Source organism: Stutzerimonas stutzeri (assembly GCF_024448935.1).
Taxonomy (GTDB): Bacteria; Pseudomonadota; Gammaproteobacteria; order Pseudomonadales; family Pseudomonadaceae; genus Stutzerimonas; species Stutzerimonas stutzeri_AO.
In genome coordinates this window covers 36,389-59,368 of the sequence record NZ_JAMOIE010000005.1, presented here as the reverse complement: position 1 = coordinate 59,368, position 22,980 = coordinate 36,389, and the positions used below count along the sequence as shown (strand labels likewise).

At 58.6% G+C, this 22,980-nt stretch carries 18 protein-coding genes and 1 pseudogene; 16 read left to right on the top strand and 3 right to left on the bottom strand.

Annotated features, from left to right (window positions below):
- Window positions 1-26: 26 nt before the first annotated feature.
- Window positions 27-2,207, bottom strand: coding sequence for a patatin-like phospholipase family protein (locus NA637_RS02585; RefSeq protein ID WP_256070906.1), 2,181 nt, complete (start codon window positions 2,205-2,207; stop codon window positions 27-29).
- 73 nt (window positions 2,208-2,280) lie between these two features.
- Between NA637_RS02585 and NA637_RS02580 the strand changes: the two genes are divergently transcribed.
- Entirely contained in the window at window positions 2,281-2,568 is a 288-nt protein-coding gene (locus tag NA637_RS02580; RefSeq protein WP_256070904.1) for a SelT/SelW/SelH family protein, read from the top strand.
- Here the strand turns inward: NA637_RS02580 and NA637_RS02575 are convergent.
- Both NA637_RS02575 and gltA read right to left on the bottom strand, forming a co-directional pair.
- Window positions 2,561-2,924, bottom strand: a pseudogene (locus tag NA637_RS02575) (IS5/IS1182 family transposase); the annotation flags it as partial. The gene NA637_RS02580 and the pseudogene NA637_RS02575 overlap by 8 nt on opposite strands.
- 105 nt (window positions 2,925-3,029) lie before the next feature.
- Window positions 3,030-4,301 carry a citrate synthase gene (gene gltA / locus NA637_RS02570; protein WP_256070903.1) on the bottom strand — a complete coding sequence of 424 codons (1,272 nt, stop codon included), beginning with the start codon at window positions 4,299-4,301 and terminating at the stop codon, window positions 3,030-3,032.
- Window positions 4,302-4,649: 348 nt separating this feature from the next.
- Here gltA and sdhC point away from each other — a divergent pair, with 348 nt between their 5' ends.
- The 15 genes from sdhC to htpG all read left to right on the top strand — a co-directional run bounded on the left by sdhC (window position 4,650) and on the right by htpG (window position 22,804).
- A complete protein-coding gene (gene sdhC / locus NA637_RS02565; protein ID WP_256070902.1) occupies window positions 4,650-5,036 on the top strand; it encodes a succinate dehydrogenase, cytochrome b556 subunit in 387 nt (128 codons plus the stop codon).
- Window positions 5,030-5,398, top strand: coding sequence for a succinate dehydrogenase, hydrophobic membrane anchor protein (gene sdhD, locus NA637_RS02560; RefSeq protein ID WP_256070900.1), 369 nt, complete (start codon window positions 5,030-5,032; stop codon window positions 5,396-5,398). Before sdhC ends, sdhD begins: the two co-directional genes overlap by 7 nt.
- Window positions 5,399-5,401: 3 nt before the next feature.
- Window positions 5,402-7,174 carry a succinate dehydrogenase flavoprotein subunit gene (gene sdhA / locus NA637_RS02555; protein WP_256070899.1) on the top strand — a complete coding sequence of 591 codons (1,773 nt, stop codon included), beginning with the start codon at window positions 5,402-5,404 and terminating at the stop codon, window positions 7,172-7,174.
- Window positions 7,175-7,184: 10 nt separating this feature from the next.
- Window positions 7,185-7,889, top strand: coding sequence for a succinate dehydrogenase iron-sulfur subunit (locus tag NA637_RS02550; RefSeq protein ID WP_127839542.1), 705 nt, complete (start codon window positions 7,185-7,187; stop codon window positions 7,887-7,889).
- Window positions 7,890-8,182: 293 nt separating this feature from the next.
- On the top strand, window positions 8,183-11,014 hold the full coding sequence (locus NA637_RS02545; protein WP_256070898.1) for a 2-oxoglutarate dehydrogenase E1 component: 2,832 nt from the start codon (window positions 8,183-8,185) through the stop codon (window positions 11,012-11,014).
- A 68-nt stretch (window positions 11,015-11,082) separates the two neighbouring features.
- On the top strand, window positions 11,083-12,327 hold the full coding sequence (odhB, locus tag NA637_RS02540; RefSeq protein WP_256070896.1) for a 2-oxoglutarate dehydrogenase complex dihydrolipoyllysine-residue succinyltransferase: 1,245 nt from the start codon (window positions 11,083-11,085) through the stop codon (window positions 12,325-12,327).
- 105 nt (window positions 12,328-12,432) lie between these two features.
- On the top strand, window positions 12,433-13,869 hold the full coding sequence (gene lpdA / locus NA637_RS02535; protein WP_256070894.1) for a dihydrolipoyl dehydrogenase: 1,437 nt from the start codon (window positions 12,433-12,435) through the stop codon (window positions 13,867-13,869).
- Between the two features lie 176 nt (window positions 13,870-14,045).
- A complete protein-coding gene (gene sucC / locus NA637_RS02530; protein ID WP_256070892.1) occupies window positions 14,046-15,212 on the top strand; it encodes an ADP-forming succinate--CoA ligase subunit beta in 1,167 nt (388 codons plus the stop codon).
- Window positions 15,212-16,099 (top strand): succinate--CoA ligase subunit alpha, encoded by an 888-nt coding sequence (sucD, locus tag NA637_RS02525; protein ID WP_256070890.1) that lies wholly within the window; start codon window positions 15,212-15,214, stop codon window positions 16,097-16,099. Before sucC ends, sucD begins: the two co-directional genes overlap by 1 nt.
- Before the next feature lie 272 nt (window positions 16,100-16,371).
- Complete coding sequence (gene brnQ, locus NA637_RS02520) at window positions 16,372-17,682, top strand: branched-chain amino acid transport system II carrier protein (RefSeq protein WP_256070888.1); 1,311 nt, start codon at window positions 16,372-16,374, stop codon at window positions 17,680-17,682.
- Between the two features lie 94 nt (window positions 17,683-17,776).
- Window positions 17,777-18,502, top strand: a complete 726-nt coding sequence (locus tag NA637_RS02515) for a DUF599 domain-containing protein (RefSeq protein WP_256070886.1) — start codon at window positions 17,777-17,779, stop codon at window positions 18,500-18,502.
- Window positions 18,503-18,556: 54 nt separating this feature from the next.
- Complete coding sequence (locus tag NA637_RS02510) at window positions 18,557-19,015, top strand: PaaI family thioesterase (RefSeq protein WP_256070884.1); 459 nt, start codon at window positions 18,557-18,559, stop codon at window positions 19,013-19,015.
- On the top strand, window positions 19,012-19,458 hold the full coding sequence (locus NA637_RS02505) for a PaaI family thioesterase (RefSeq protein ID WP_256070882.1): 447 nt from the start codon (window positions 19,012-19,014) through the stop codon (window positions 19,456-19,458). The genes NA637_RS02510 and NA637_RS02505 overlap by 4 nt, the downstream gene beginning before the upstream one ends.
- Window positions 19,459-19,501: 43 nt before the next feature.
- Window positions 19,502-20,752, top strand: coding sequence for an MFS transporter (locus tag NA637_RS02500; RefSeq protein WP_256070880.1), 1,251 nt, complete (start codon window positions 19,502-19,504; stop codon window positions 20,750-20,752).
- 144 nt (window positions 20,753-20,896) lie between these two features.
- Entirely contained in the window at window positions 20,897-22,804 is a 1,908-nt protein-coding gene (gene htpG, locus NA637_RS02495; RefSeq protein ID WP_256070878.1) for a molecular chaperone HtpG, read from the top strand.
- Window positions 22,805-22,980: the final 176 nt, after the last annotated feature.

Below are 22,980 nucleotides of genomic sequence, written 5' to 3'. Positions count from 1 at the left end.
AGCTGGGTTAGAGAGGGGCGCCGCGATCAGAAACTTCGCCCCAGATTCAGATACAGGGCGCGCTCAGCTTCGTCGTTCAGACCGTAGCTGAAATTCAGCGGCCCTAGCGGGGTCTCGTAGCCGATAAAGAGGCTGCCTGCGTTGATATAGCCGCTATCGAACGCGTTGTCGTTGTTCCAGGCGCGCCCACGCTCCAGTGACGCACCCAGATAGAGCGGGAAATCCAGCGGCAGGAACGAGCGGGGTGTCATGCGGCGGAAATAAATCATGCGTGCCAGACTGACGTTCTGGCCGGACAGGGCGTCTTGCCTGAACCCCGACAACTGCCGCGCGCCGCCGAGCAGAAAGCTTGAGGTGACGATCTCGGCTTCATCCAGTGTTCGTCCATAGCGTCCGCCAAATACCAACGTATCCAGGCCGAAGCTGAAGGCCTTGTCCAGGCGAAACTCCCACTGACGATAGCGCCCATCGGAGCCCAGACCAGGATCGTACTGGCGAAGGGTAAGTCCGATGTCCTCGCCCTCACGAGGGAAGTCGACGTTGTCCACCGTGTCGAACGAATACTGCAGCTGGTAGTAACCTTCCTCGAACGAGAAGTCCGGCAGCTGCTGGTCACCGATGCGAACATCGGCTTCCCCCCAGGCCTGCCCCACACCAAAGCGGATTTCGCCGTTATTGGCAATCTGTCGACCCAGGCTTAGCCCATAGCCATAGCGCTGCAGGCGGTATTCGGCGATAGGGTCGTTATCCAGGATAGCTTCGACGTTCTGCGCTTGCGCAATGAGGTTCGGTGCGACGAACCAGCGGGAGCCAGCGTCTAACGGCTGGTAGAACTCGCTGAAGAATTCTTGACGATCGCCCAGTTGCAGGCGCGTCAGCCACTCGGCGCCCAGTTCGTTGATGCCGTTCTTGCGGAAGCTTGCGCCGATGTTGAACGCGCTGTCGCCGCGAAAATCATCAGAAAGGTTGATTCCAAGACGCAAGTAATCGGTGCCGGAGCGCTTTTCTCGGGTGGTGACGACCAGCGTGTTGCCGGGACTACCGTGGACGATGCGGTACTCGACCTGCTCGAAGTAATCGAGTCCGTACAGCGTGCCCATGTCCTTCTGCAGGTCCTCCAGGTCCAACCGCTTGCCGATCTGCTGGCGAATGTGGCGGCGTATCACTGCATCGCCGACCTTGGAATCGTTCTCGATGCGAACGGCGGTAATCAGCGGGGTGCGCGGTTCGGCCGAACGGGCGAGGCTCAGCGAAAGGTTGCCGCCGCTTTCGCTGCGCATGGTCGCCAGCCGACCATCCAGCGCATCGGCAGCACGATAACCCGCATCGATCAACTGTTCGGCTCGTCCGAAATCGGTCGACCCAAACGTCGCCAGCATCGGTTGCACCAGCAGGTCTTCCGGTCTCAGGGTGGCCAGCTGCGCTTCGGAGTTGCGCCGGGTCATCATGGTGATCGACTGGTTGAGTACATCGACGACGGTCAGCAGCTGTTCGCGCGGCTGCAGCGGCGTGCCGATATCCACTACGATCAGACGGTCCACACCCATGTCGCGAGCGACATCCATCGGAACGTTGTCGACCATCCCGCCATCGACCAGTAGCCGGCCATCTATTTCGACCGGCGCAAAGACGGCCGGGATCGACATGCTGGCGCGGATGGCCTGGGGTAGATGGCCGCTACGGAAAATGACTTTCTTGTCATTGGCGATATCGGTCGCCACGGCGCGGAACGGGATGGGCAAGCGGTCGAAGTCACGGATGTCACTGGCATGAACCAATAGCCGTTCGAGCAGCAGCGCCAGGTTCTGCCCCTGGATCACACCAAGCGGAAGACCGAGGCTGCCATCGTCGCGAAAGCTCAGCTTGCGTTTGACCAGAAAGTCCCGGTCGTCCTGCTTGCGTCGGAAGGGGATGTCCTTGCGCGGAGGATCATCGGAAAGCACCTGATGCCAGTCCAGTTCGAGTGCCAGTTTTTCCAGTTCATCGACACTGTAGCCAGCGGCATACAGGCCGCCGATCACGGCACCCATACTGGTGCCTGCAATCGCATCGATCCGCACGCCTTGTTCTTCCAGCGCCTTAAGCACGCCGATATGCGCCAGGCCCCTCGCGGCGCCGCCTGAAAGGACCAGGCCAGTGCGCGGCTGGGTTTCGGCAAAGCCTGCCAGGGGGGCGAGCAGGATCAGCAGAAAGAGGAGACGAGACATGAAGGCACACCGGACGGACTGACGTGAAATGGCGGCTATTATAGAGTCCCGTCAGCTACCCGAGCGCCTCGAAATGGCCGATACCAAGCCCGAAATTGTGATCACCTATTGCACTCAGTGCCAATGGATGCTGCGCGCGACATGGCTGGCCCAGGAGCTGCTTTCAACCTTTTCGGACGACCTCGGCAAGGTGTCGCTCGTGCCCGCAACGGGCGGGACCTTTCATATCACCTGCGACGGTGTGCAGATATGGGAGCGCAAGCTGGACGGCGGCTTTCCTGAAGCCAAGACATTGAAGCAGCGGGTGAGGGACCAGATCGATCCAGATCGGAAGCTGGGGCATAACGACCGGCCGGCATGATGCGCGAGTCTTCATCGGTCAGCTTGATCGGGTCTTTGGCCATCGGCCTCGCAACGGGTGGCTTGGGGGCTTTGCCACGGGGTTTCTTACTGGCGAAGCGCGCCCTGGCACAGGCTTTGATCTTGCTCTTCGCCTCGGCCATTGGCCGCCAGGCGGGGTTCACGACGGGCGATTTTCTCTGGCAGATCGATGCCATCCGGTACGCTTGATTGATCCGCCTGCTCAGGCAAAGCGAATAGCGCCTGCACCTCGTCGTGCTTGAGCTGATTCTCGAGTTGCTCGATATGCCCATGGGACAGTGCGCGATGGCGCGAGGCGCTGGCGTGGATCTTGGTGCCATCGAGGCTGATCGTGCCTCGCGTGTCCAGAAATAAAAAACGCCCGGTGCAGTGCACTGGGCGTCGAGGTGGCTACCCTGAAAAGTGGTAGGTCTATTTCAGGGTAGGGCGGTTCGCACTGCCTCAGCGATTCAGGTCCCGTTGCGGGTGGCCGGTGTACAGCTGGCGCGGACGACCGATCTTCTGACCCATCGCAATCATCTCTTTCCAGTGCGAGATCCAGCCGACAGTACGTGCAAGCGCGAAGATCACGGTGAACATGCTGGTTGGAATGCCGATTGCCTTGAGAATGATGCCGGAATAGAAGTCAACGTTCGGGTAAAGATTGCGTTCGGCGAAGTAGGGATCGTTCAGTGCGATCTCTTCAAGTTTCATCGCCAGTTCAAGCTGCGGGTCGTTGATGCCGAGTTCGCCGAGTACTTCGTCGCAGGTCTGCTTCATGACCTTGGCGCGTGGGTCGAAGTTTTTGTAGACGCGGTGGCCGAAGCCCATCAGTTTGAACGGGTCGTTCTTGTCCTTGGCCTTGGCGAGGAAATTTTCGATGTTCGAAACGTCGCCGATCTCGTCCAGCATCGTCAGCACGGCTTCGTTCGCGCCGCCGTGCGCCGGCCCCCAGAGTGCCGCGATGCCGGCAGCGATACAGGCGAACGGGTTGGCGCCGGTCGAGCCGGCCAGGCGAACGGTGGACGTCGAGGCGTTTTGTTCGTGGTCCGCATGCAGAATGAAGATGCGATCCATGGCCTTGGCCAGTACCGGGCTGATCGGCTTCACTTCACATGGTGTGTTGAACATCATGTGCAGGAAGTTTTCCGCGTAGTTCAGGTCGTTGCGCGGGTACATCATCGGCTGACCCATGGAGTACTTGTAGACCATCGCGGCCAGCGTCGGCATCTTGGCGACCAGGCGCACGGCGGAGATTTCGCGGTGATGCGGGTCGTTGATGTCCAGGGAATCGTGGTAGAACGCGGAAAGCGCGCCGACGACACCGCACATGATCGCCATCGGGTGTGCGTCCCGGCGGAAACCGTTGAGGAAGGATTTCAGCTGTTCATGAACCATCGTGTGGTTCTTGACGGTGCTGATGAACTGCGCCTTCTCCTCTGCGGTGGGCAGTTCGCCGTTCAGCAGCAGGTAGCAGGTCTCCAGGTAATCCGACTTTTCAGCCAGCTGCTCGATTGGGTAGCCGCGATGAAGCAAAATTCCTTTGTCACCGTCGATATAGGTGATCTGGGATTCGCAAGAGGCGGTGGACATGAAGCCGGGGTCGAAGGTAAAGCGACCCGTGGAGGTCAAGCCTCGTACGTCGATTACGTCAGGCCCTACGGTGCCGGATAGAACAGGCAGTTCGATGGCGTCTGCGCCTTCGATGATCAACTGCGCTTTTTTGTCAGCCATGTATGGCCTCCTGTTTTATGCTTGGAATCATCATGGCCCCCCACGCAGGGCCCGCATCACTATAGTGAGATAAATCACAAAGTCAATTTGGGCGAGCGGCCAGTTGTAGAGGGCTTGGGGGTGAATTCGCAACACAGAAAAAGCTATTTACGCGAATTGCAAGCCGAGGCGCCATCCGCCTTTAGTGGCACTTCACCACATTGTCATTAGCGACCTATCTGTTTATACTCGGCGACCGACCGGCAGGGGCCTTACAGGCAGTTTCCTGTAGGTTGTCACTCGTGGGTGGCGGGTACCGCTGCGTGCTCTTCCCAACAACTTTGCCCTGCGGTTTCGGGGCTCTCAAGTGTGAAAAAAGCCGTGAAAAGCCAACGACCTGTAAATCTAGATCTTAGGACAATAAAACTCCCAATCACTGCTTACACCTCAATCCTTCACCGCATTTCTGGCGTGATCTTGTTTGTTGGTGTGGCCGTCCTGCTGCTTGCGCTTGATGTCTCTTTGTCTTCTGTCGAAGGCTTTGAAGAGGTGAAGGCGTATCTCGGTAGTCCGCTGGCGAAGCTGGTGGTCTGGGCTTTGCTCTCTGCGCTGCTGTATCACCTGGTGGCCGGTGTGCGCCATCTGGTCATGGATACCGGACATGGCGAAACGCTGGAAGGCGGGAAGCTGGGCTCGAAAATCGTTTTGGCCGTATCGGCGGTGCTGATCGTTCTGGCGGGAGTTTGGATATGGTAACCAATGTCACCAACTTTTCCCGTTCGGGTCTGTATGACTGGATGGCCCAGCGCGTTTCAGCGGTGGTCCTGGCGGCTTATTTTCTCTTTCTGATCGGATACCTCATGGCGAATCCGGGGTTGGATTACGCTCAGTGGCATGCGTTGTTCTCCGCTCAGTGGATGCGCATCTTCAGTCTCCTTGCACTCGTTGCCCTCAGTGTTCATGCATGGGTTGGTATGTGGACGATTTCCACTGACTACCTGACCAGCATGGCAATCGGTAAGTGGGCTACCGGCGTGCGTTTTCTCTTCCAGGCGGTGTGTGGCATAGCTATGTTCACCTTCTTCGTCTGGGGCGTGCAGATTCTTTGGGGTATCTGATCCATGGCTAGCATTCGTACTCTTTCTTATGACGCCATCATTATTGGTGGCGGTGGCGCGGGCATGCGCGCCGCGCTGCAGTTGGCCCAGGGTGGCCATAAAACCGCGGTGGTAACCAAGGTTTTCCCGACTCGCTCGCATACCGTATCCGCGCAAGGCGGCATCACCTGCGCGATCGCTTCGGCCGACCCGAACGATGACTGGCGCTGGCACATGTACGATACCGTCAAGGGCTCCGATTACATCGGTGACCAGGATGCTATCGAATATATGTGTTCCGTTGGCCCGGAAGCGGTTTTCGAGCTGGAACACATGGGCCTGCCGTTCTCCCGAACCGAGCAGGGTCGCATCTACCAGCGTCCGTTCGGCGGCCAGTCCAAGGACTATGGCAAAGGCGGGCAGGCTGCTCGCACCTGCGCGGCCGCCGATCGTACCGGTCATGCGCTGCTGCACACCCTCTATCAGGCCAACCTGAAGGCGGGCACGTCCTTTCTCAATGAATGGTATGGCGTGGATCTGGTGAAGAATCAGGATGGCGCCATCGTTGGCATCATCGCGATCTGCATCGAAGATGGCGAAACGGTCTATATCCGGTCCAAGGCTGTGGTCTTGGCCACCGGAGGTGCCGGGCGTATCTACGCATCGACCACTAACGCGCTGATCAACACCGGCGACGGTATTGGCATGGCGTTGCGCGCAGGTGTGCCGGTTCAGGATATTGAGATGTGGCAATTCCATCCGACCGGTATCGCTGGTGCCGGCGTGCTGGTAACCGAAGGTTGCCGTGGTGAAGGTGGATACCTGATCAACAAGCACGGCGAGCGCTTTATGGAGCGTTACGCGCCGAACGCGAAAGACCTGGCGGGTCGTGACGTGGTTGCTCGCTCCATGGTTAAAGAAATTCTGGCTGGTAATGGCTGTGGTCCGGATGGCGACCATGTGATGCTGAAGCTCGATCACCTCGGTGAGGACGTACTGCACAGCCGTCTACCGGGCATCTGCGAGCTGTCGAAAACCTTTGCGCATGTCGATCCTGTCACTGCTCCGGTGCCTGTGGTTCCGACCTGTCACTACATGATGGGTGGCGTCGCCACTAACATCCACGGCCAGGCAATGACCCAGGATGCCAATGGAAATGACAAGATCATTGAAGGGCTGTTCGCGGTAGGCGAAGTGGCGTGCGTATCGGTTCATGGCGCCAACCGTCTGGGTGGCAACTCTCTGCTTGACCTCGTTGTATTCGGTCGCGCGGCCGGTCTTCATCTAGAGAAGGCTCTGAAGGACGGGGTCGAGCACCGCGGTGCGACTGAGGCCGATCTGGACGTTGCGCTGAATCGTCTCGCCAGCTTGAACGAGCGGACCGAGGGGGAAGACGTCGCTTCGCTGCGTAAAGAGTTGCAAAACTGCATGCAGAACTACTTCGGTGTATTCCGTACCGGCGAGTACATGCAGAAGGGCATTGCCCAGCTTGCTGATCTCCGCCAGCGCATCGCCAGTGTGAAGATCTCTGACAAGAGCCAGGCCTTCAATACCGCCCGTATCGAAGCGCTGGAGCTGCAGAATCTGCTGGAAGTGGCTGAAGCAACGGCCATCGCTGCAGAAAACCGCAAAGAATCGCGCGGTGCGCATGCCCGCGAGGATTTCGAAGAGCGCGATGACGAAAACTGGCTGTGCCACACCCTGTACTTCCCGGGTGAGAAGCGCGTAGCCAAGCGTGCCGTGAACTTCTCTCCGAAGACTGTTCCGACTTTCGAACCCATGGTTCGGACTTACTGAGGTCGCCGATATGTTGCAAGTGAGCGTTTATCGCTATAACCCGGATAAAGACGCCAAGCCCTACATGCAGGACTTTCAGGTCAACACCGATGGTAAAGACCTGATGGTGCTGGACGTGCTCGCCCTCATCAAGGAACAGGACGAAGGCTTTTCTTATCGTCGTTCATGCCGTGAAGGGGTTTGCGGCTCCGACGGCATGAACCTGAACGGCAAGAACGGGCTGGCCTGCATCACACCGCTCTCGTCGGTAGTCAAGGGCAACAAGCTTGTGGTTCGTCCGCTACCTGGTTTGCCAGTTATTCGTGACTTGGCGGTGGATATGGGCATCTTCTATAAGCAGTACGAGAAGGTTCGCCCTTATTTGATGAACGATACACCGGCTCCGGCTATCGAACGTCTGCAGAGCCCGGAGGATCGGGAGAAGCTTGACGGTCTGTACGAGTGCATCCTGTGCGCTTGCTGCTCGACCAGCTGCCCGTCCTTCTGGTGGAACCCGGACAAGTTCCTCGGTCCAGCTGCGCTGCTGCAGGCCTACCGCTTCCTGGCCGACAGCCGCGACACCGAGACGGAGAGCCGTCTGAGTGCGCTGGACGATCCGTTCAGCGTGTTTCGCTGCCGGGGTATCATGAACTGCGTGAGTGTCTGCCCGAAAGGGTTGAACCCGACCAAGGCCATTGGCCATGTGAGGAACATGCTGCTGCAGAGCGCAACCTGATGCCCCGAGGCGTCTGCGGTTGGTTATTGACAGCAGTTGCAGATCCTTAATGCTTCACCGCGACACCTACGGCGCCAGAGTTCAAACTCGGCGCCGTAGTCTTAGTAGGAATCCCACCTCACAAAGCCGGGGTTCACTCTGAAAATTTGATGACCAGCAGGAGCATCCGGGGTGGTTCTCGGAAACTATCTGCGCGGTCCGTAGTGGCTTTACCTGGGTCGCTGCTTCAGAACTTGGGAAGTCATGCTGCGGTCTCCACGCTGGTGGTGTCTCCTTATTGAAGGTGACCAGACATGCAAGAAAGCGTAATGCAGCGCATGTGGGACAGTGCCCACCTATCCGGTGGTAACGCTGCCTATGTGGAAGAACTCTACGAGCTCTACCTGCACGATCCCAGCGCTGTGCCCGAAGAGTGGCGCACCTATTTCCAGAAGCTGCCGGTCAGCGGTGGCGCTGCGGCCGATGTATCGCATTCGACAATCCGCGATCACTTCGTATTGTTGGCCAAGAACCAGCGGCGTGCTCAGCCGGTTTCCGCAGGCAGCGTCAGCAGTGATCATGAAAAGAAGCAGGTCGATGTTCTGCGTCTGATCCATGCCTACCGGTTGCGTGGCCATCAGGCTGCCCAGCTCGATCCGCTGGGCTTGCAACAGCGCCCGGCTCCAGCTGATCTGGCGATCAATAACTATGGCCTGACCGACGCAGATCTGGATACGGTGTTCCGTACCGGCGACCTTGCCATTGGCAAAGATCAGGCCACCTTGCGTGAAATTCATCAAGCGTTGCAGGAGACCTATTGCCGGACTATCGGGGCTGAATTTGCCCACATCGTCGATTCAGACCAGCGCACCTGGTTTATCCAGCGGCTCGAAAGCGTTCGTGGACGTCCGTCCTTCTCGCCGGAAATCAAGAGCCACCTGCTTGAGCGCCTTACAGCTGCTGAAGGTCTCGAAAAGTACTTGGGCACCAAGTATCCGGGTACCAAGCGTTTTGGTCTGGAAGGTGGTGAGAGCCTTATTCCGTTGCTCGACGAAATTATCCAGCGGTCAGGCTCCTACGGCACCAAGGAGATCGTCATTGGCATGGCCCACCGCGGCCGTCTCAACGTATTGGTCAATACCTTCGGTAAAAATCCACGCGACCTCTTCGACGAGTTCGAAGGCAAGAAGGTCGAAGGGCTCAGCTCCGGCGATGTCAAGTATCACCAGGGCTTCTCCTCGAATGTCATGACTCCGGGTGGCGAAATACACCTGGCGATGGCGTTTAACCCGTCGCACCTTGAAATTGTGTCGCCGGTGGTTGAGGGCTCAGTTCGCGCTCGTCAGGATCGTCGGTGTGATGTGGTGGGTGACAAGGTACTGCCAGTCACCCTCCACGGTGACGCCGCTATTGCGGGGCAGGGCGTGGTTATGGAAACCTTCCAGATGTCCCAGACTCGTGCATATCGCACCGGTGGCACCATCCGGATCGTGATTAATAACCAGGTTGGCTTTACCACCAACAAGCAGGAGGACGCGCGCTCCACCGAATACGCGACCGATGTCGCAAAGATGATTCAGGCGCCGATCTTCCACGTCAACGCGGATGATCCTGAAGCGGTTCTGTTTGTCACCCAGCTGGCGGTCGACTACCGGATGCAGTTCAAGCGCGACATCGTGGTCGATCTGATCTGCTACCGCCGTCGTGGTCACAACGAAGCGGACGAGCCCAGCGGCACTCAGCCGCTGATGTATCAGAAGATCGCCAAGCAGCGCACCACTCGTGAGCTGTACGCCGATTCGCTGACCCAGTCGAAGGTACTGGAGGATGCGCAGGTCCAGGCGCAGATCGATGAATATCGAACTGCTCTGGACAACGGTCTGCATGTGGTCAAAAGCCTGGTCAAGGAGCCCAACAAGGAGCTTTTCGTTGATTGGCGGCCATATTTGGGCCATACCTGGACTGCTCGTTACGACACGCGTTTCGAGCTAAAAGCGCTGCAGGAATTGTCCGGCAAGATGCTGGCGGTGCCGGAAGGCTTCGTCGTTCAACGTCAAGTGGCGAAAATTCTTGAAGACCGCCAGAAGATGGGTGCCGGTGCGCTGGCGATCAACTGGGGTTATGCCGAAACACTGGCTTACGCGACCCTGTTGTTCGACGGGCATCCAGTTCGCATCAGTGGCCAGGACGTTGGCCGCGGGACCTTCTCGCACCGCCACGCGGTGTTGCACAACCAGAAGGATGGCAGCACTTACATTCCGCTACAGCATCTCTACGAAGGGCAGCCGCGCTTCGACCTGTACGACTCCTTCCTCTCGGAAGAGGCGGTACTGGCGTTCGAGTATGGCTATGCCACTACCATGCCTAATGCACTGGTAGTGTGGGAGGCGCAGTTCGGTGACTTTGCCAACGGTGCTCAGGTCGTCATTGACCAATTCATCACCAGTGGCGAGCACAAGTGGGGCCGTCTGTGCGGATTGACGATGCTGCTGCCGCACGGTTACGAAGGCCAGGGGCCGGAGCATTCGTCTGCGCGGCTGGAGCGTTACCTGCAGCTGTGCGCCGAGCACAACATTCAGGTATGCGTGCCGACAACTCCCGCTCAGGTCTATCACATGTTGCGTCGCCAGGCGATCCGCCCGCTGCGCAAGCCTCTGGTAGCGCTGACGCCGAAATCATTGCTGCGCCACAAGCTGGCAACATCGACGCTGGAAGACTTGACCCAAGGTTCGTTCCTGACCGTGATTCCGGAAATCGATCAGATCGATCCGAGCAAGGTCGAACGCGTTGTCATGTGCAGCGGCAAGGTTTATTACGATCTGCTGGATAAGCGTCGCAACGAAGGCCGTGAAGACATCGCCATTGTTCGCCTGGAGCAGCTGTATCCGTTCCCGGAAGATGATCTGGCTGAGGTGCTGGCGCCTTACCAGAACGTCAAGAGCATCGTCTGGTGTCAGGAAGAGCCGATGAACCAGGGTGCCTGGTATTGCAGCCAGCATCATATGCGTCGCGTTGCCGTCGCGCATAAGCAGGAGCTGTTTCTGCAATACGCCGGTCGTGAAGCCTCTGCAGCACCTGCGGTCGGTTATGCCTCCATGCACGCCGAACAGCAGGAAAAGCTGCTGCAGGACGCCTTCACCGTTTAATCATTGTTGCAAGAGGCCGCGGTATCCGCGGCCTCGATGTAAACACCGAATCAAATAGGACCCAGCTTATGGCTATCGAGATCAAAACCCCTCAATTTCCGGAATCGGTTGCTGATGGCACCGTTGCGACCTGGCACAAGCAACCGGGCGATGCGGTAAAGCGTGACGAACTGATTGTCGACATCGAGACCGACAAGGTCGTTATGGAAGTGCTGGCCGAAGCGGATGGCGTGCTGACCGAAATTGTCAAAAACGAAGGCGATACCGTGCTTAGCGGTGAGCTGCTTGGCAAGCTGGACGCTGGCGCTACGGCTGCAGCTGCTCCAGCTCCAGCTCCAACTGCTGCTCCTGCAGAAGCCGCCGCTCCGGCGGCCGCGCCAGCACCGGCGCCGGCACCTGCAGCGGGCGGAGAAGACGCGATCCTCGCGCCTGCCGCGCGCAAGCTGGCCGAAGAAAACGGCATCGATCCGAACAGCGTAAAGGGCACCGGTAAGGACGGGCGGGTAACCAAAGAAGATCTGGTTGCTGCCATCGAGGCCAAGAAGTCGGCTCCGGCAGCCGCCAAGCCCGCCCCCAGTGCAGCATCGGCACCTGTTTCTGCTGCTGGTGAGCGCACCGAGAAGCGCGTGCCGATGACGCGCCTTCGCGCCAAGGTTGCCGAGCGCCTGGTCGAAGCACAGTCGAACATGGCGATGCTGACCACCTTCAACGAAGTCGATATGACCGAAGTCATGGCGCTGCGCTCGAAGTACAAGGATCTGTTCGAAAAGACCCACAACGGCGTGCGTCTGGGCTTCATGTCCTTCTTCGTCAAGGCTTCCGTCGAGGCTCTGAAGCGCTTTCCCGCGGTCAACGCGTCGATCGACGGTACCGACATCGTTTACCACGGCTATCAGGACATCGGCGTCGCTGTCTCCAGTGACCGTGGTCTGGTCGTTCCGGTGCTGCGCAATGCAGAGCTGATGAACCTGGCCGAAGTTGAAAGCGGCATCGCCACTTTTGGCAAGAAGGCGCGTGATGGCAAGCTGTCGATTGATGAGATGACTGGGGGTACCTTCACCATCACCAACGGCGGCACCTTCGGTTCGATGATGTCGACCCCGATTGTCAACCCGCCGCAAGCCGCTATCCTGGGCATGCACAACATTCTGCAGCGTCCGATGGCCGTTAACGGCCAGGTGGTCATCCGACCGATGATGTATCTGGCGTTGTCCTACGACCATCGCCTTATCGATGGCAAGGAAGCGGTCAGCTTCCTGGTGACCATCAAGAACCTGCTGGAAGATCCGGCCCGTCTGCTGCTGGACATCTAACAAAGCAGCCGCAAGCTGCACGTCGCAAGCTGCAGGTGACTGCAGCTCCATTCGGCTAGTAGCTTGCGGCTTGTAGCTTGTGGCTTTGCTTAAAGAGGATTCGTAATGAGCCAGAAATTCGACGTCGTCGTGATCGGTGCCGGCCCCGGCGGTTATGTTGCCGCCATTCGTGCAGCGCAACTGGGTCTGAATACCGCCTGTATCGAAAAATATCAGGGCAAGGAAGGCAAGACCGCGCTTGGCGGAACCTGTCTGAACGTCGGTTGCATTCCGTCCAAGGCGCTGCTGGACAGCTCCTACAAATTCCATGAAGCCCGGGAGAGTTTCAAGGTTCACGGCATCAGCACTGGCGAAGTGGCCATGGACGTTCCGACCATGGTGGCCCGTAAGGACCAGATCGTTAAAAACCTGACTGGCGGTGTTGCCGGTCTCATGAAGGCAAACGGTGTGACCGTGTTCGAAGGTCACGGCAAACTCCTCAGTGGCAAGCAGGTCGAGGTCACTGGCCTGGATGGCAGCACGCAGGTGCTCGGTGCCGAGAATGTGATCCTCGCTTCCGGTTCCAAGCCGGTGGACATTCCGCCTGCTCCGGTCGATCAGAACATTATCGTCGACTCAACCGGTGCGCTGGACTTCCAGACCGTCCCGGCCAGGCTGGGCGTTATCGGCGCTGGTGTGATCGGTTTGGAGCTGGGTTCGGTATGGGCGCGCCTGGGCGCTGAAGTTACCGTGCTGGAAGCGATGGACAAGTTCCTACCGGCCGCTGACGAGCAGATCTCCAAGGAAGCGTTCAAGCTTCTAAGCAAGCAGGGCCTGAAGATTCTGCTGGGCGCCCGTGTGACCGGTTCCGAAGTGAAGGGCGACCAGGTCACCGTCAATTTCACCGATGCTGAAGGCGAGCAGCAGCAGACCTTCGACAACCTGATCGTTGCAGTCGGCCGCCGTCCGGTGACCACTGACCTGCTGGCTGCCGACGCCGGCGTCGACATGGACGAGCGTGGCTTCATTTTCGTCGACGATTACTGCGCCACCAGCGTTCCGGGCGTTTATGCCATTGGCGACGTGGTCCGTGGTGCGATGCTCGCCCACAAGGCGTCGGAAGAAGGTGTGATGGTTGCCGAGCGGATCGCGGGCCACAAATCGCAAATGAACTATGACCTGGTTCCGTCGGTCATTTATACCCATCCGGAAATCGCGTGGGTCGGCAAGTCCGAGCAGGCGCTGAAAGGCGAAGGCGTTGAAATCAACGTGGGCACCTTCCCGTTCGCCGCCAGTGGCCGTGCCATGGCCGCCAACGATACGGCGGGCCTGGTCAAGGTCATCGCTGACGCCAGGACTGACCGGGTATTGGGTGTGCATGTCATGGGTCCGGCGGCAGCCGAGCTGGTTCAGCAGGGCGCCATCGGCATGGAGTTTGGCACCAGCGCCGAAGATCTGGGCATGATGGTGTTCTCGCACCCGACCATGTCCGAAGCATTGCACGAAGCTGCGCTGGCGGTGAATGGTCATGCGATTCACATCGCCAACCGCAAGAAGCGCTAAGAGCCCAGCAACAAGCGGCGGCTCGCGCCGGGCTTTACAGGCCTGGCGCGGCCGCCGACTGCCTTCAAGCAAGGTATGACAGGTCTCTGAAAGGTGTTTTCGATAGTTTTCAGCGACTTGAGGCGACGCGGCATACATGCAACGTCTGATGCACATCAAACCGAACGGTAGCTAAGATGAATCTTCACGAATATCAGGGTAAGCAACTGTTTGCCGAATACGGATTGCCAGTTTCCCAAGGTTTTGCGATCGATAGCCCCAAAGAAGCGGCTGAAGCCTGTGATCATATTGGCGGTACCGAGTGGGTGGTTAAGGCTCAGGTACATGCGGGCGGTCGTGGCAAGGCGGGTGGCGTCAAGCTGGTCCGTAGCAAGGACGAAGCCCGCGCGTTCGCCGAGCAGTGGCTGGACAAGCGCCTGGTGACCTACCAGACCGACGCCAACGGACAACCGGTCAGCAAGATTCTCGTTGAAGCCTGCACTGACATCGATAAAGAACTGTACCTGGGCGCCGTGGTTGACCGTGCTACGCGTCGGGTCGTGTTCATGGCCTCCACCGAAGGTGGCGTGGACATCGAGAAGGTCGCTCACGAGACGCCGGAAAAGATCCTCAAGGCAACCATCGATCCGCTCGTCGGCGCGCAACCGTTCCAGGGTCGCGAGCTGGCTTTCCAGCTCGGCCTGAAGGGCGACCAGGTCAAGCAGTTCGTGCACATATTCGTAGGGCTGGCCAAGCTGTTCGTCGACTACGATCTGGCGCTGCTGGAAGTCAACCCGCTGGTCGTCAAGAAAGACGGCAACCTGCATTGCCTGGATGCCAAGCTGAACATCGATAGCAACGCGATCTATCGCCAGCCCAAACTGCGCGGTATGCAGGACCCCTCCCAAGATGACCCACGCGAAGCTCACGCAGCGAAGTGGGAGCTCAACTACGTTGCACTGGAAGGCAACATCGGCTGCATGGTCAATGGCGCGGGTCTGGCCATGGGCACCATGGATATCGTCAATCTGCACGGCGGCAAGCCTGCCAACTTCCTCGACGTCGGCGGCGGCGCTACCGAAGAGCGCGTGACCGAGGCGTTCAAAATCATCCTTTCCGATGAAAACGTCGCGGCTGTCCTGGTCAATATTTTCGGCGGCATCGTCCGTTGCGACATGATTGCCGAAGGCATTATCGGTGCGGTCAAGCAAGTCGGCGTCAAGGTACCTGTGGTCGTCCGTCTCGAAGGCAACAATGCTGAACTCGGCGCCAAAATGCTGGGTGAAAGTGGTCTGAACATCATCGGTGCGACGAGCCTGACCGATGCGGCCATTCAAGTCGTCAAAGCCGCGGAGGGCAAGTAATGAGCGTCCTGATCAATAAAGACACCAAGGTTATCTGCCAGGGTTTCACCGGTTCGCAAGGTACCTTCCACTCCGAGCAGGCCATCGAATACGGCACTAAAATGGTCGGTGGCGTGACGCCCGGCAAGGGCGGCGCAACCCATCTGGGCCTGCCGGTATTCAACACGGTTAAAGAAGCGGTCGAAGCGACTGGTGCGGATGCGTCAGTGATCTATGTTCCGGCACCGTTTTGCAAGGACTCCATTCTTGAAGCCGTGTTCGGCGGTATCAAGCTGATCGTCTGCATCACCGAGGGCATCCCAACTCTCGACATGCTGGAAGTGAAGATCAAGTGTGACGAAATGGGTGTTCGCCTGATTGGCCCGAACTGCCCGGGTGTGATCACCCCCGGCGAGTGCAAGATCGGTATCCAGCCGGGTCACATCCACATGCCCGGCAAGGTGGGCATCGTGTCGCGTTCGGGCACGCTGACCTACGAAGCGGTCAAGCAGACCACCGACGCTGGTTTCGGTCAGTCCACCTGCGTGGGTATCGGCGGCGATCCTATTCCCGGATCGACCTTCATCGACATCCTCAAGCTGTTCCAGGAGGACCCGCAGACCGAAGCGATCGTCATGATCGGTGAGATCGGCGGTTCCGCCGAAGAAGAGGCAGCTGCCTATATCAAGGCCAATGTCACCAAGCCGGTGGTCTCCTACATTGCAGGTGTGACGGCTCCGGCGGGCAAGCGCATGGGGCATGCCGGTGCAATCATTTCCGGCGGCAAGGGCACCGCGGACGAGAAGTTCGCTGCGCTGCAAGACGCTGGCGTGAAAACTGTTCGTTCGCTCGCCGATATCGGCAAGGCGCTGGCGGAAGTCACTGGCTGGGACGCCAAGCAGGCCTGATCCCTCCTTGTCCACCCGATGCCGGTCAGCTCGTCTGACTGGCATCTTCTTTCTGCAGGACGATAAACGGCGTTCTGGCTTGGTCCGAGCGAATATGCCTAGCGGTGTCCGTCTTCTCGCACCATCTCGTCCTGGGGGAGTACGACTCCTCGCCCTCGCTAGTCATTTCGATTAAGGTGCGTGCTTTTTTTCTGCGGCGCAGCATGAGCCGTATCCGGGAGGTCACGCTTGGAGCGTGTCGTGCCAGAACCTTCTGTAGTGGTAATAGTTCAATGACTCGACTGAAAGGCCTTGATCTGCTGGCCCTTGGCTTCATGACGTTCGCGCTGTTTCTCGGCGCAGGCAATATTATCTTCCCACCCAGTGTCGGGATGGCTGCAGGGCACTCGCTCTGGTTTGCTGCATTGGGGTTTCTGTTGACCGGCGTCGGGTTGCCTTTGTTGACTGTGGTCGCGCTGGCACGGGTTGGCGGCGGCATGGATCGCTTGACCGCCCCGCTGGGACGTGGTGCCGGCACGCTGCTGGCGGTAGCGGTGTACCTGGCCATTGGCCCGCTGTTCGCTACGCCTCGGACGGCAGTGGTTTCGTTTGAAATGGGCGTTGCGCCCTTTACCGGCAACGCAGCTATCCCCCTTTTCGTTTATACGGTGCTGTTTTTTTCGGCGACATTGTTCCTGGTGATAAATCCAGGTCAGTTGGTGAACCGGGTCGGCAAGTTCATCACGCCTGTATTACTGGCTGCGTTGCTGGTGCTGGGCGGCGCTGCGGTGTTCGCGCCGGCTGGCGACATCGGGACCACAGCCGAGAGCTACCGTAACGGCCCCCTGCTGAAAGGATTTCTGGAAGGCTATCTGACCATGGATACCTTGGGCGCGCTGGTATTCGGCATCGTGATCGCGACCGCGATCCGTGATCGTGGTGTATCCGAACCGGCACTGGTGACCCGCTACACGATGATTGCTGGTGCCATAGCCGCGCTTGGTCTGTCGCTGGTGTACCTCGCGCTGTTCTACCTGGGCGCAACGAGTCAGGGCATTGCCGGCGAGGCGCAAAACGGCGTGCAGATCCTCACGACTTACGTGCAAAGCGCTTTTGGTACTCCAGGCAGTCTGCTACTTGCGGTGGTGATTACGCTGGCCTGCCTGACGACCGCTGTCGGATTAACGACCGCCTGTGGCGAATTTTTCAGCGGCTTGATGCCCGTCGGCTATCGCACTGTCGCAGTGGTGTTCACGCTTTTCAGTCTGTTGGTGGCCAATCAGGGCCTGACCCAGCTGATCAGTGTGTCAGTGCCCGTGCTGGTCGGGCTCTACCCGCTGGCGATCATGCTGGTCGCACTGAGCCTGCTGGATCGCTGCTGGGTTTCGTCCAGCCGGGTTTTCATCCCGGTAATGGCCGTGACCCTGGTGTTCGGTGTTGTCGATGGGTTGTCGGCGGCGGGCTTCACCAACCTGGTTCCCGTGCTGTTTACCCGGCTCCCCTTGGCCGTGCAGAGCATGGGCTGGCTGGTTCCAGTGCTGGTGACTCTGGCGGTCGCGTCCGCCGTGGATCGGCTGCTGGGTCAACCTCGACTCGCATCATGATGCCGGTTGACTGGGGCGCAGGATTGGTTGTCGAGACGCCTGGCAAGCGGATTCGCTGGCTATAATCAGGCGCCTGTATCCAGAGGGGGGTCACATGCTCATTCCCAATCATCTGCTGCCACATCTGATTGCTGTCGCGTGGTTCGTATTGTGCTGGGCCGGCTACACCCGCTACGCAAGCTGGCGGGGCAGGGACACGGCGTGCCTGGCCAGCGTCCTGCATCTCTATCGGCAGGACTGGATGCGGCGCATGCTGCTGCGCGATAACCGCATCGCCGATGCCAATGTGATCGGCAACCTGGAGCGCAACGCGGCATTTTTCGCATCCAGCACCTTGATCATCCTGGCTGGCATTCTGACTGCGCTGGGTGCGTCCGAACGTGCTGTATCGCTGTTGGCGGATCTGCCGTTCGCACAACCCGTAAGCCGGGGGCTTTCCGAAATCAAGCTGTTGGCGTTGGCGGTGGTGTTCGTTTACGCGTTTTTCACCTTCAGCTGGTGCATGCGGCAGTACAACTTCGCTGCGGTGCTGGTTGCCTCGGCGCCAATGGCGGGTGAGCGCAATGTGAGTGACCTTGAGCGCAGGTCATTCGCCGAACGGGCCGCAAGGGTCATCTCGATGGCGGCAAACCAGTTCAACTTCGGCCTGAGGGCTTATTACTTCGGAATGGCCACCTTGTCCTGGTTCATCCACCCCTGGTTCTTCATGACGGTAACGACCGGGGTGGTACTGGTCTTGTATATCCGCGAGTTTCATTCCGATGTGCTTGAAGTCATGGTGTTCACGCCAACCTTACCTATCGAGCCGCCCAAAGAATAAGGGCGAGCGAGTAGAGCTGGTAAACTGTGTGGTTTGGGCTTTCTGAGAGTTCGCATGAGCAATAGTTTGATGTTGGAGCGTACCCAGCGCTTCCTTTCCCTGGTACGCCACTGTCAGGTCCTGGGCATGCGGGTCGAGCATGCGAGCGCCAAGGGGCTCACGCTGTGCCTTCCCTATAGCGAAAAGATCGTCAGCAATCCTGAGAGCGGACGCGTCCACGGCGGGGCAATTACAACCTTGATGGACACCGCTTGCGGTATTTCCACGGCGTGCGCACTGCCTGAGATAGAGATCTGTCCCACGCTTGATCTACGCATCGACTACATGCATCCCGCCGAACCGAATCATGATGTGTTTGGCTTTGCTGAGTGCTACCGCGTAACACCGACTGTCATGTTCACCCGTGGAGTCGCTTATCAGCGTGATATCAACGAACCGATTGCCCACGTTGTGGGTGCTTTCATGCGTATGGGCAGGAACAGTCTAGTGAAAGCACCGGAGACACCGAAATGAGTGCTCTGGACCTGGACGCGCTGGTCCGTGAGGCTCACGCCAGCAATGATTACGATGTGCTTCTGAACATGGTGCCGTACGCCAGGCTCATCGGTATCGAGTGCTTGCGGCTGGGCGATGAGATGGTGTTCCGGCTGCCAAAGAATCAGGACAACATCGGCAATCCTACGCTTCCAGCTATCCACGGCGGCGTGATTGCTGGCTTCATGGAGCACGCGGCAATGCTCAATCTGCTGATGTTCATGGGCGCGCCATATTTGCCCAAAATCATCGACTTCTCGATAGATTATCTTCGAGTGGGCCACTATCGTGACACCTTCGCCGCCTGCCAGGTCTGGCGCCAGGGACGCCGTGTGGCCAATGTTGCCGTGACGGCCTGGCAAACCAATCAGGCCGAACCGATCGCTACTGCGCGTTGCCACTTCAAGGTCAACGAGCCCTGATAGGCCTGGCCGATGCCACTTGTAGTTGTCTCGAAGGTATTGAATGGATGCGTTGCTGATACTGGGCGGGCTACTGCTGATCGTAGCGGGCCTGATCTGGTTGATCGTTCTGGCGTTCGGTACGGGCTTGTTGTGGGGCGTAGGCTGTCTGCTACCTCCGGTGACTCTGCTCTATATCGTGCGCCACTGGAATAACGCCCGGAAGGCGGTGGGGCTGTCCGCTTTGGGCTTTATTCCTCTTGTAGTCGGGTTTACATTGCTCGCTGACCACGATCCGGAGCGAATCGCAGCCATCACCAGCCTTGAATGGCTCGAGCTGGATGAGCGGATGCAGGGCCAGCAGCTGAGTTTTCGCTTGCACGGGCAGCTCGATGGCCGGCCATTCGAGCCTCGGGTTGGCAGTTTCATGGATGGCGTGCTCACGCTGCGAGAAGGGGATCAGTTGTTTGCCCAGCAGGAAGTGAGCATTCGCCTTGGCGAAAAACCGTCTGGCGCGGTGCAGGTCGATGTGCTTCCCGAGGACACCGGTGCCGTCCCGGAGATCGAGATCAGCTGGATGCGTCCAGAACAGGAGCTACCTGAAGCGCGCCGAGTTCGAAGCGGCTATAGCTTATACCTGGATCTGCAGCCAGTGCCGCCGAACAAGCTGGCCGGTGACTTCCATCTGGTCTTGCCGACCCATTACCACACGAGCCTCAGTGGGCACGTCGAGTTGTTCACCGACAACCTGCGTTACCGTTCGGGCCAGGTGGATCTGACGCATGACTCAACTGACACACTCGCTTATGTGGCCAGGGATCATCTGCAGCGACGCTTCGAGACGCGGGCAGTGACCATCGGAACCCTGTCTGCAGTCACCTTCCCTGCGTCGAGCATGCTCCTCTCGGTGCGCGCCGAAGTTGAAGGTTCGCCGGGTCTTTTCGAGCTCAATATGCACAAGGGTGAGCAAGGCTGGGCGGTCGACGACGATACCTACCCGCCGCTTAAGGCTACCGTCGAAACCCAGCCAAAGGTTGCGACGACCCACGCAGCGCCACTGCCCGATAGCACCGCTTCGGCCGGAATCGATCGCCGCCAGCGGTTCTCTCTGGCGCGGTTGCTGCGCGATCCGGAGCGCTACGAACATCTGCAAATACGCGCCCATACCAAGCGCGGCGGTGTTGCGCAAGGGCGCTTCAAAGGGCTCGATCGGGACGGCAACCTGTCTATCAGGCAACGGCTGAAAGGGCCGGGGGAGGCCGCGTTCAATCTCAGCCCCGACGATATCGTTCGGCTCGAGCTACTCGAGCCTTAGTGGGCCTGGCGGGAGGTCGCCGTACGAAGGTCTGCAATCGCACCCAGGCATGCGGCGCACTTGAATTTTAGCGCCAAGCCCCCATCTGCTTGTCATCACCGCAGTCGCGGTCCGTGCCATTGACGATGTGGAGTTTGCAAGACGATGAGTGTGGAGACTCAAAACAAAGAAACCCTGGGCTTCCAGACCGAAGTGAAGCAGCTGCTTCACCTGATGATCCATTCCTTGTATTCAAATAAGGAGATCTTCCTTCGCGAGCTGATTTCCAACGCCTCGGATGCTGCCGACAAGCTTCGCTTCGAAGCGCTGGCCAAGCCTGAGCTGCTTGAGGGCGGAGCCGATCTGAAGATTCGTGTCAGCTTCGATAAAGATGCCAAGACCGTCACTCTCGAAGATAACGGCATCGGCATGAACCGCGAAGACGTCATCACCCATCTGGGCACTATCGCCAAGTCGGGTACGGCTGATTTCATGAAACACCTGACCGGTGACCAGAAGAAGGATTCACACCTGATCGGTCAGTTCGGCGTTGGCTTCTATTCCGCCTTCATCGTCGCGGAGCAGGTAGAGGTGTTCAGCCGCCGCGCCGGTACGTCTGCAGAAGAAGGCGTGTATTGGTCGTCGAAGGGCGAGGGCGATTTCGAGGTTGCGAACATCGAGAAGCCGGAACGTGGCACTCGCATCGTTCTGCATCTCAAGCCTGGCGAAGAAGAATTTGCCGACGGTTGGCGCCTTCGCAACATCATCAAGAAGTACTCCGACCACATCGCGCTGCCGATCGAACTGCCGAAAGAGTTTCATGGTGAGGAGAAAGACAAGCCGGCCGAGACCGAGTGGGAAACGGTCAACCGAGCCAGCGCGCTGTGGACCCGTCCGCGTACCGAGATCAAGGACGAGGAATACCAGGAGTTCTACAAGCACGTCGGGCACGACTTCGAGAATCCGTTGGCCTGGAGTCATAACAAAGTTGAGGGCAAGCTCGAATACACGTCGTTGTTGTTCGTTCCTGGCCGAGCGCCGTTCGACCTGTATCAGCGAGAAGCGCCCAAAGGACTGAAACTCTACGTCCAGCGGGTCTTCATCATGGATCAGGCCGATGAGTTCCTGCCGTTGTACCTGCGCTTCATCAAAGGTGTAGTCGATTCCAACGACCTATCGTTGAACGTGTCCCGCGAGATCCTGCAGAAGGATCCGGTAATCGATTCGATGAAGTCGGCGCTGACCAAGCGCGTGCTCGACATGCTGGACAAGTTGGCCAAGGACCAGCCAGAGGACTACAAGAACTTCTGGAAGCAGTTCGGTCAGGTGTTGAAAGAAGGTCCGGCGGAGGATTTCGCCAACAAGGAGAAGATAGCCGGACTGCTGCGCTTCGCCTCTACTCAGGATGCCTCGGGCGAGCAGAGCGTTTCGCTGGCCGATTACCTCGGACGGGTCAAGGAAGGCCAGGACAAGATTTACTATCTGACGGGCGAATCCTACGCACAGGTCAAGAACAGCCCGCACCTGGAAGTCTTCCGCAAGAAGGGTATCGAGGTGTTGCTGCTGACCGACCGTATCGACGAGTGGTTGATGAGCTACCTGACCGAATTCGACGGCAAGCAGTTCGTGGATGTCGCTCGCGGTGATCTGGACCTCGGCAAGCTGGACTCCGAAGAGGACAAGAAGGCTCAGGAAGAGATCGCCAAAGCGAAGGAAGGCCTGGTAGAGCGGCTCAAGACAGCGCTCGGTGATGAGGTTGCAGAGGTGCGTGTATCGCATCGTCTGACTGATTCACCGGCAATCCTCGCGATTGGTGAGCAGGACCTCGGACTGCAGATGCGCCAGATCCTCGAGGCCAGCGGGCAGAAGGTGCCGGAATCGAAGCCGATCTTCGAGATCAACCCGGCACACCCGCTGATTGAAAAACTCGACGCCGAGCCGGATGAAGACCGCTTCGCCGATCTTTCTCACATCCTCTTCGATCAGGCGGCCTTGGCGGCAGGGGACAGTTTGAAGGACCCCGCAGCTTATGTGCAGCGCCTCAACAAGCTGCTGGTTGAGTTGTCCGCTTAAGCTGATCTGTCGCAAAAAAGGCCCGTCACTGACGGGCCTTTTTCGATGGTGCGTTTGCTGAAAGAATCAGGATTAATCAGGCATCGAGCACGGCGCGCTTGTAACAGCGTCACCGCGTTATGAACCGCCAAGCGACTGGACGGTCTATCGGCGTGCTCACCAGGAGGACATCGGTT

Bases quoted from the DNA above. Each gene is read 5' to 3' on its own strand.
- NA637_RS02505 (WP_256070882.1), top strand. From the start codon at position 19,012: ATGAGTGCTCTGGACCTGGACGCGCTGGTCCGTGAGGCTCACGCCAGC.
- gltA (WP_256070903.1), bottom strand. From the start codon at position 4,301: ATGGCTGACAAAAAAGCGCAGTTGATCATCGAAGGCGCAGACGCCATC.
- sdhA (WP_256070899.1), top strand. From the start codon at position 5,402: ATGGCTAGCATTCGTACTCTTTCTTATGACGCCATCATTATTGGTGGC.
- sucC (WP_256070892.1), top strand. From the start codon at position 14,046: ATGAATCTTCACGAATATCAGGGTAAGCAACTGTTTGCCGAATACGGA.
- odhB (WP_256070896.1), top strand. From the start codon at position 11,083: ATGGCTATCGAGATCAAAACCCCTCAATTTCCGGAATCGGTTGCTGAT.
- NA637_RS02515 (WP_256070886.1), top strand. From the start codon at position 17,777: ATGCTCATTCCCAATCATCTGCTGCCACATCTGATTGCTGTCGCGTGG.
- lpdA (WP_256070894.1), top strand. From the start codon at position 12,433: ATGAGCCAGAAATTCGACGTCGTCGTGATCGGTGCCGGCCCCGGCGGT.
- sucD (WP_256070890.1), top strand. From the start codon at position 15,212: ATGAGCGTCCTGATCAATAAAGACACCAAGGTTATCTGCCAGGGTTTC.
- brnQ (WP_256070888.1), top strand. From the start codon at position 16,372: ATGACTCGACTGAAAGGCCTTGATCTGCTGGCCCTTGGCTTCATGACG.
- NA637_RS02580 (WP_256070904.1), top strand. From the start codon at position 2,281: ATGGCCGATACCAAGCCCGAAATTGTGATCACCTATTGCACTCAGTGC.
- NA637_RS02585 (WP_256070906.1), bottom strand. From the start codon at position 2,207: ATGTCTCGTCTCCTCTTTCTGCTGATCCTGCTCGCCCCCCTGGCAGGC.
- sdhD (WP_256070900.1), top strand. From the start codon at position 5,030: ATGGTAACCAATGTCACCAACTTTTCCCGTTCGGGTCTGTATGACTGG.
- htpG (WP_256070878.1), top strand. From the start codon at position 20,897: ATGAGTGTGGAGACTCAAAACAAAGAAACCCTGGGCTTCCAGACCGAA.
- NA637_RS02510 (WP_256070884.1), top strand. From the start codon at position 18,557: ATGAGCAATAGTTTGATGTTGGAGCGTACCCAGCGCTTCCTTTCCCTG.
- NA637_RS02500 (WP_256070880.1), top strand. From the start codon at position 19,502: ATGGATGCGTTGCTGATACTGGGCGGGCTACTGCTGATCGTAGCGGGC.
- NA637_RS02550 (WP_127839542.1), top strand. From the start codon at position 7,185: ATGTTGCAAGTGAGCGTTTATCGCTATAACCCGGATAAAGACGCCAAG.
- NA637_RS02545 (WP_256070898.1), top strand. From the start codon at position 8,183: ATGCAAGAAAGCGTAATGCAGCGCATGTGGGACAGTGCCCACCTATCC.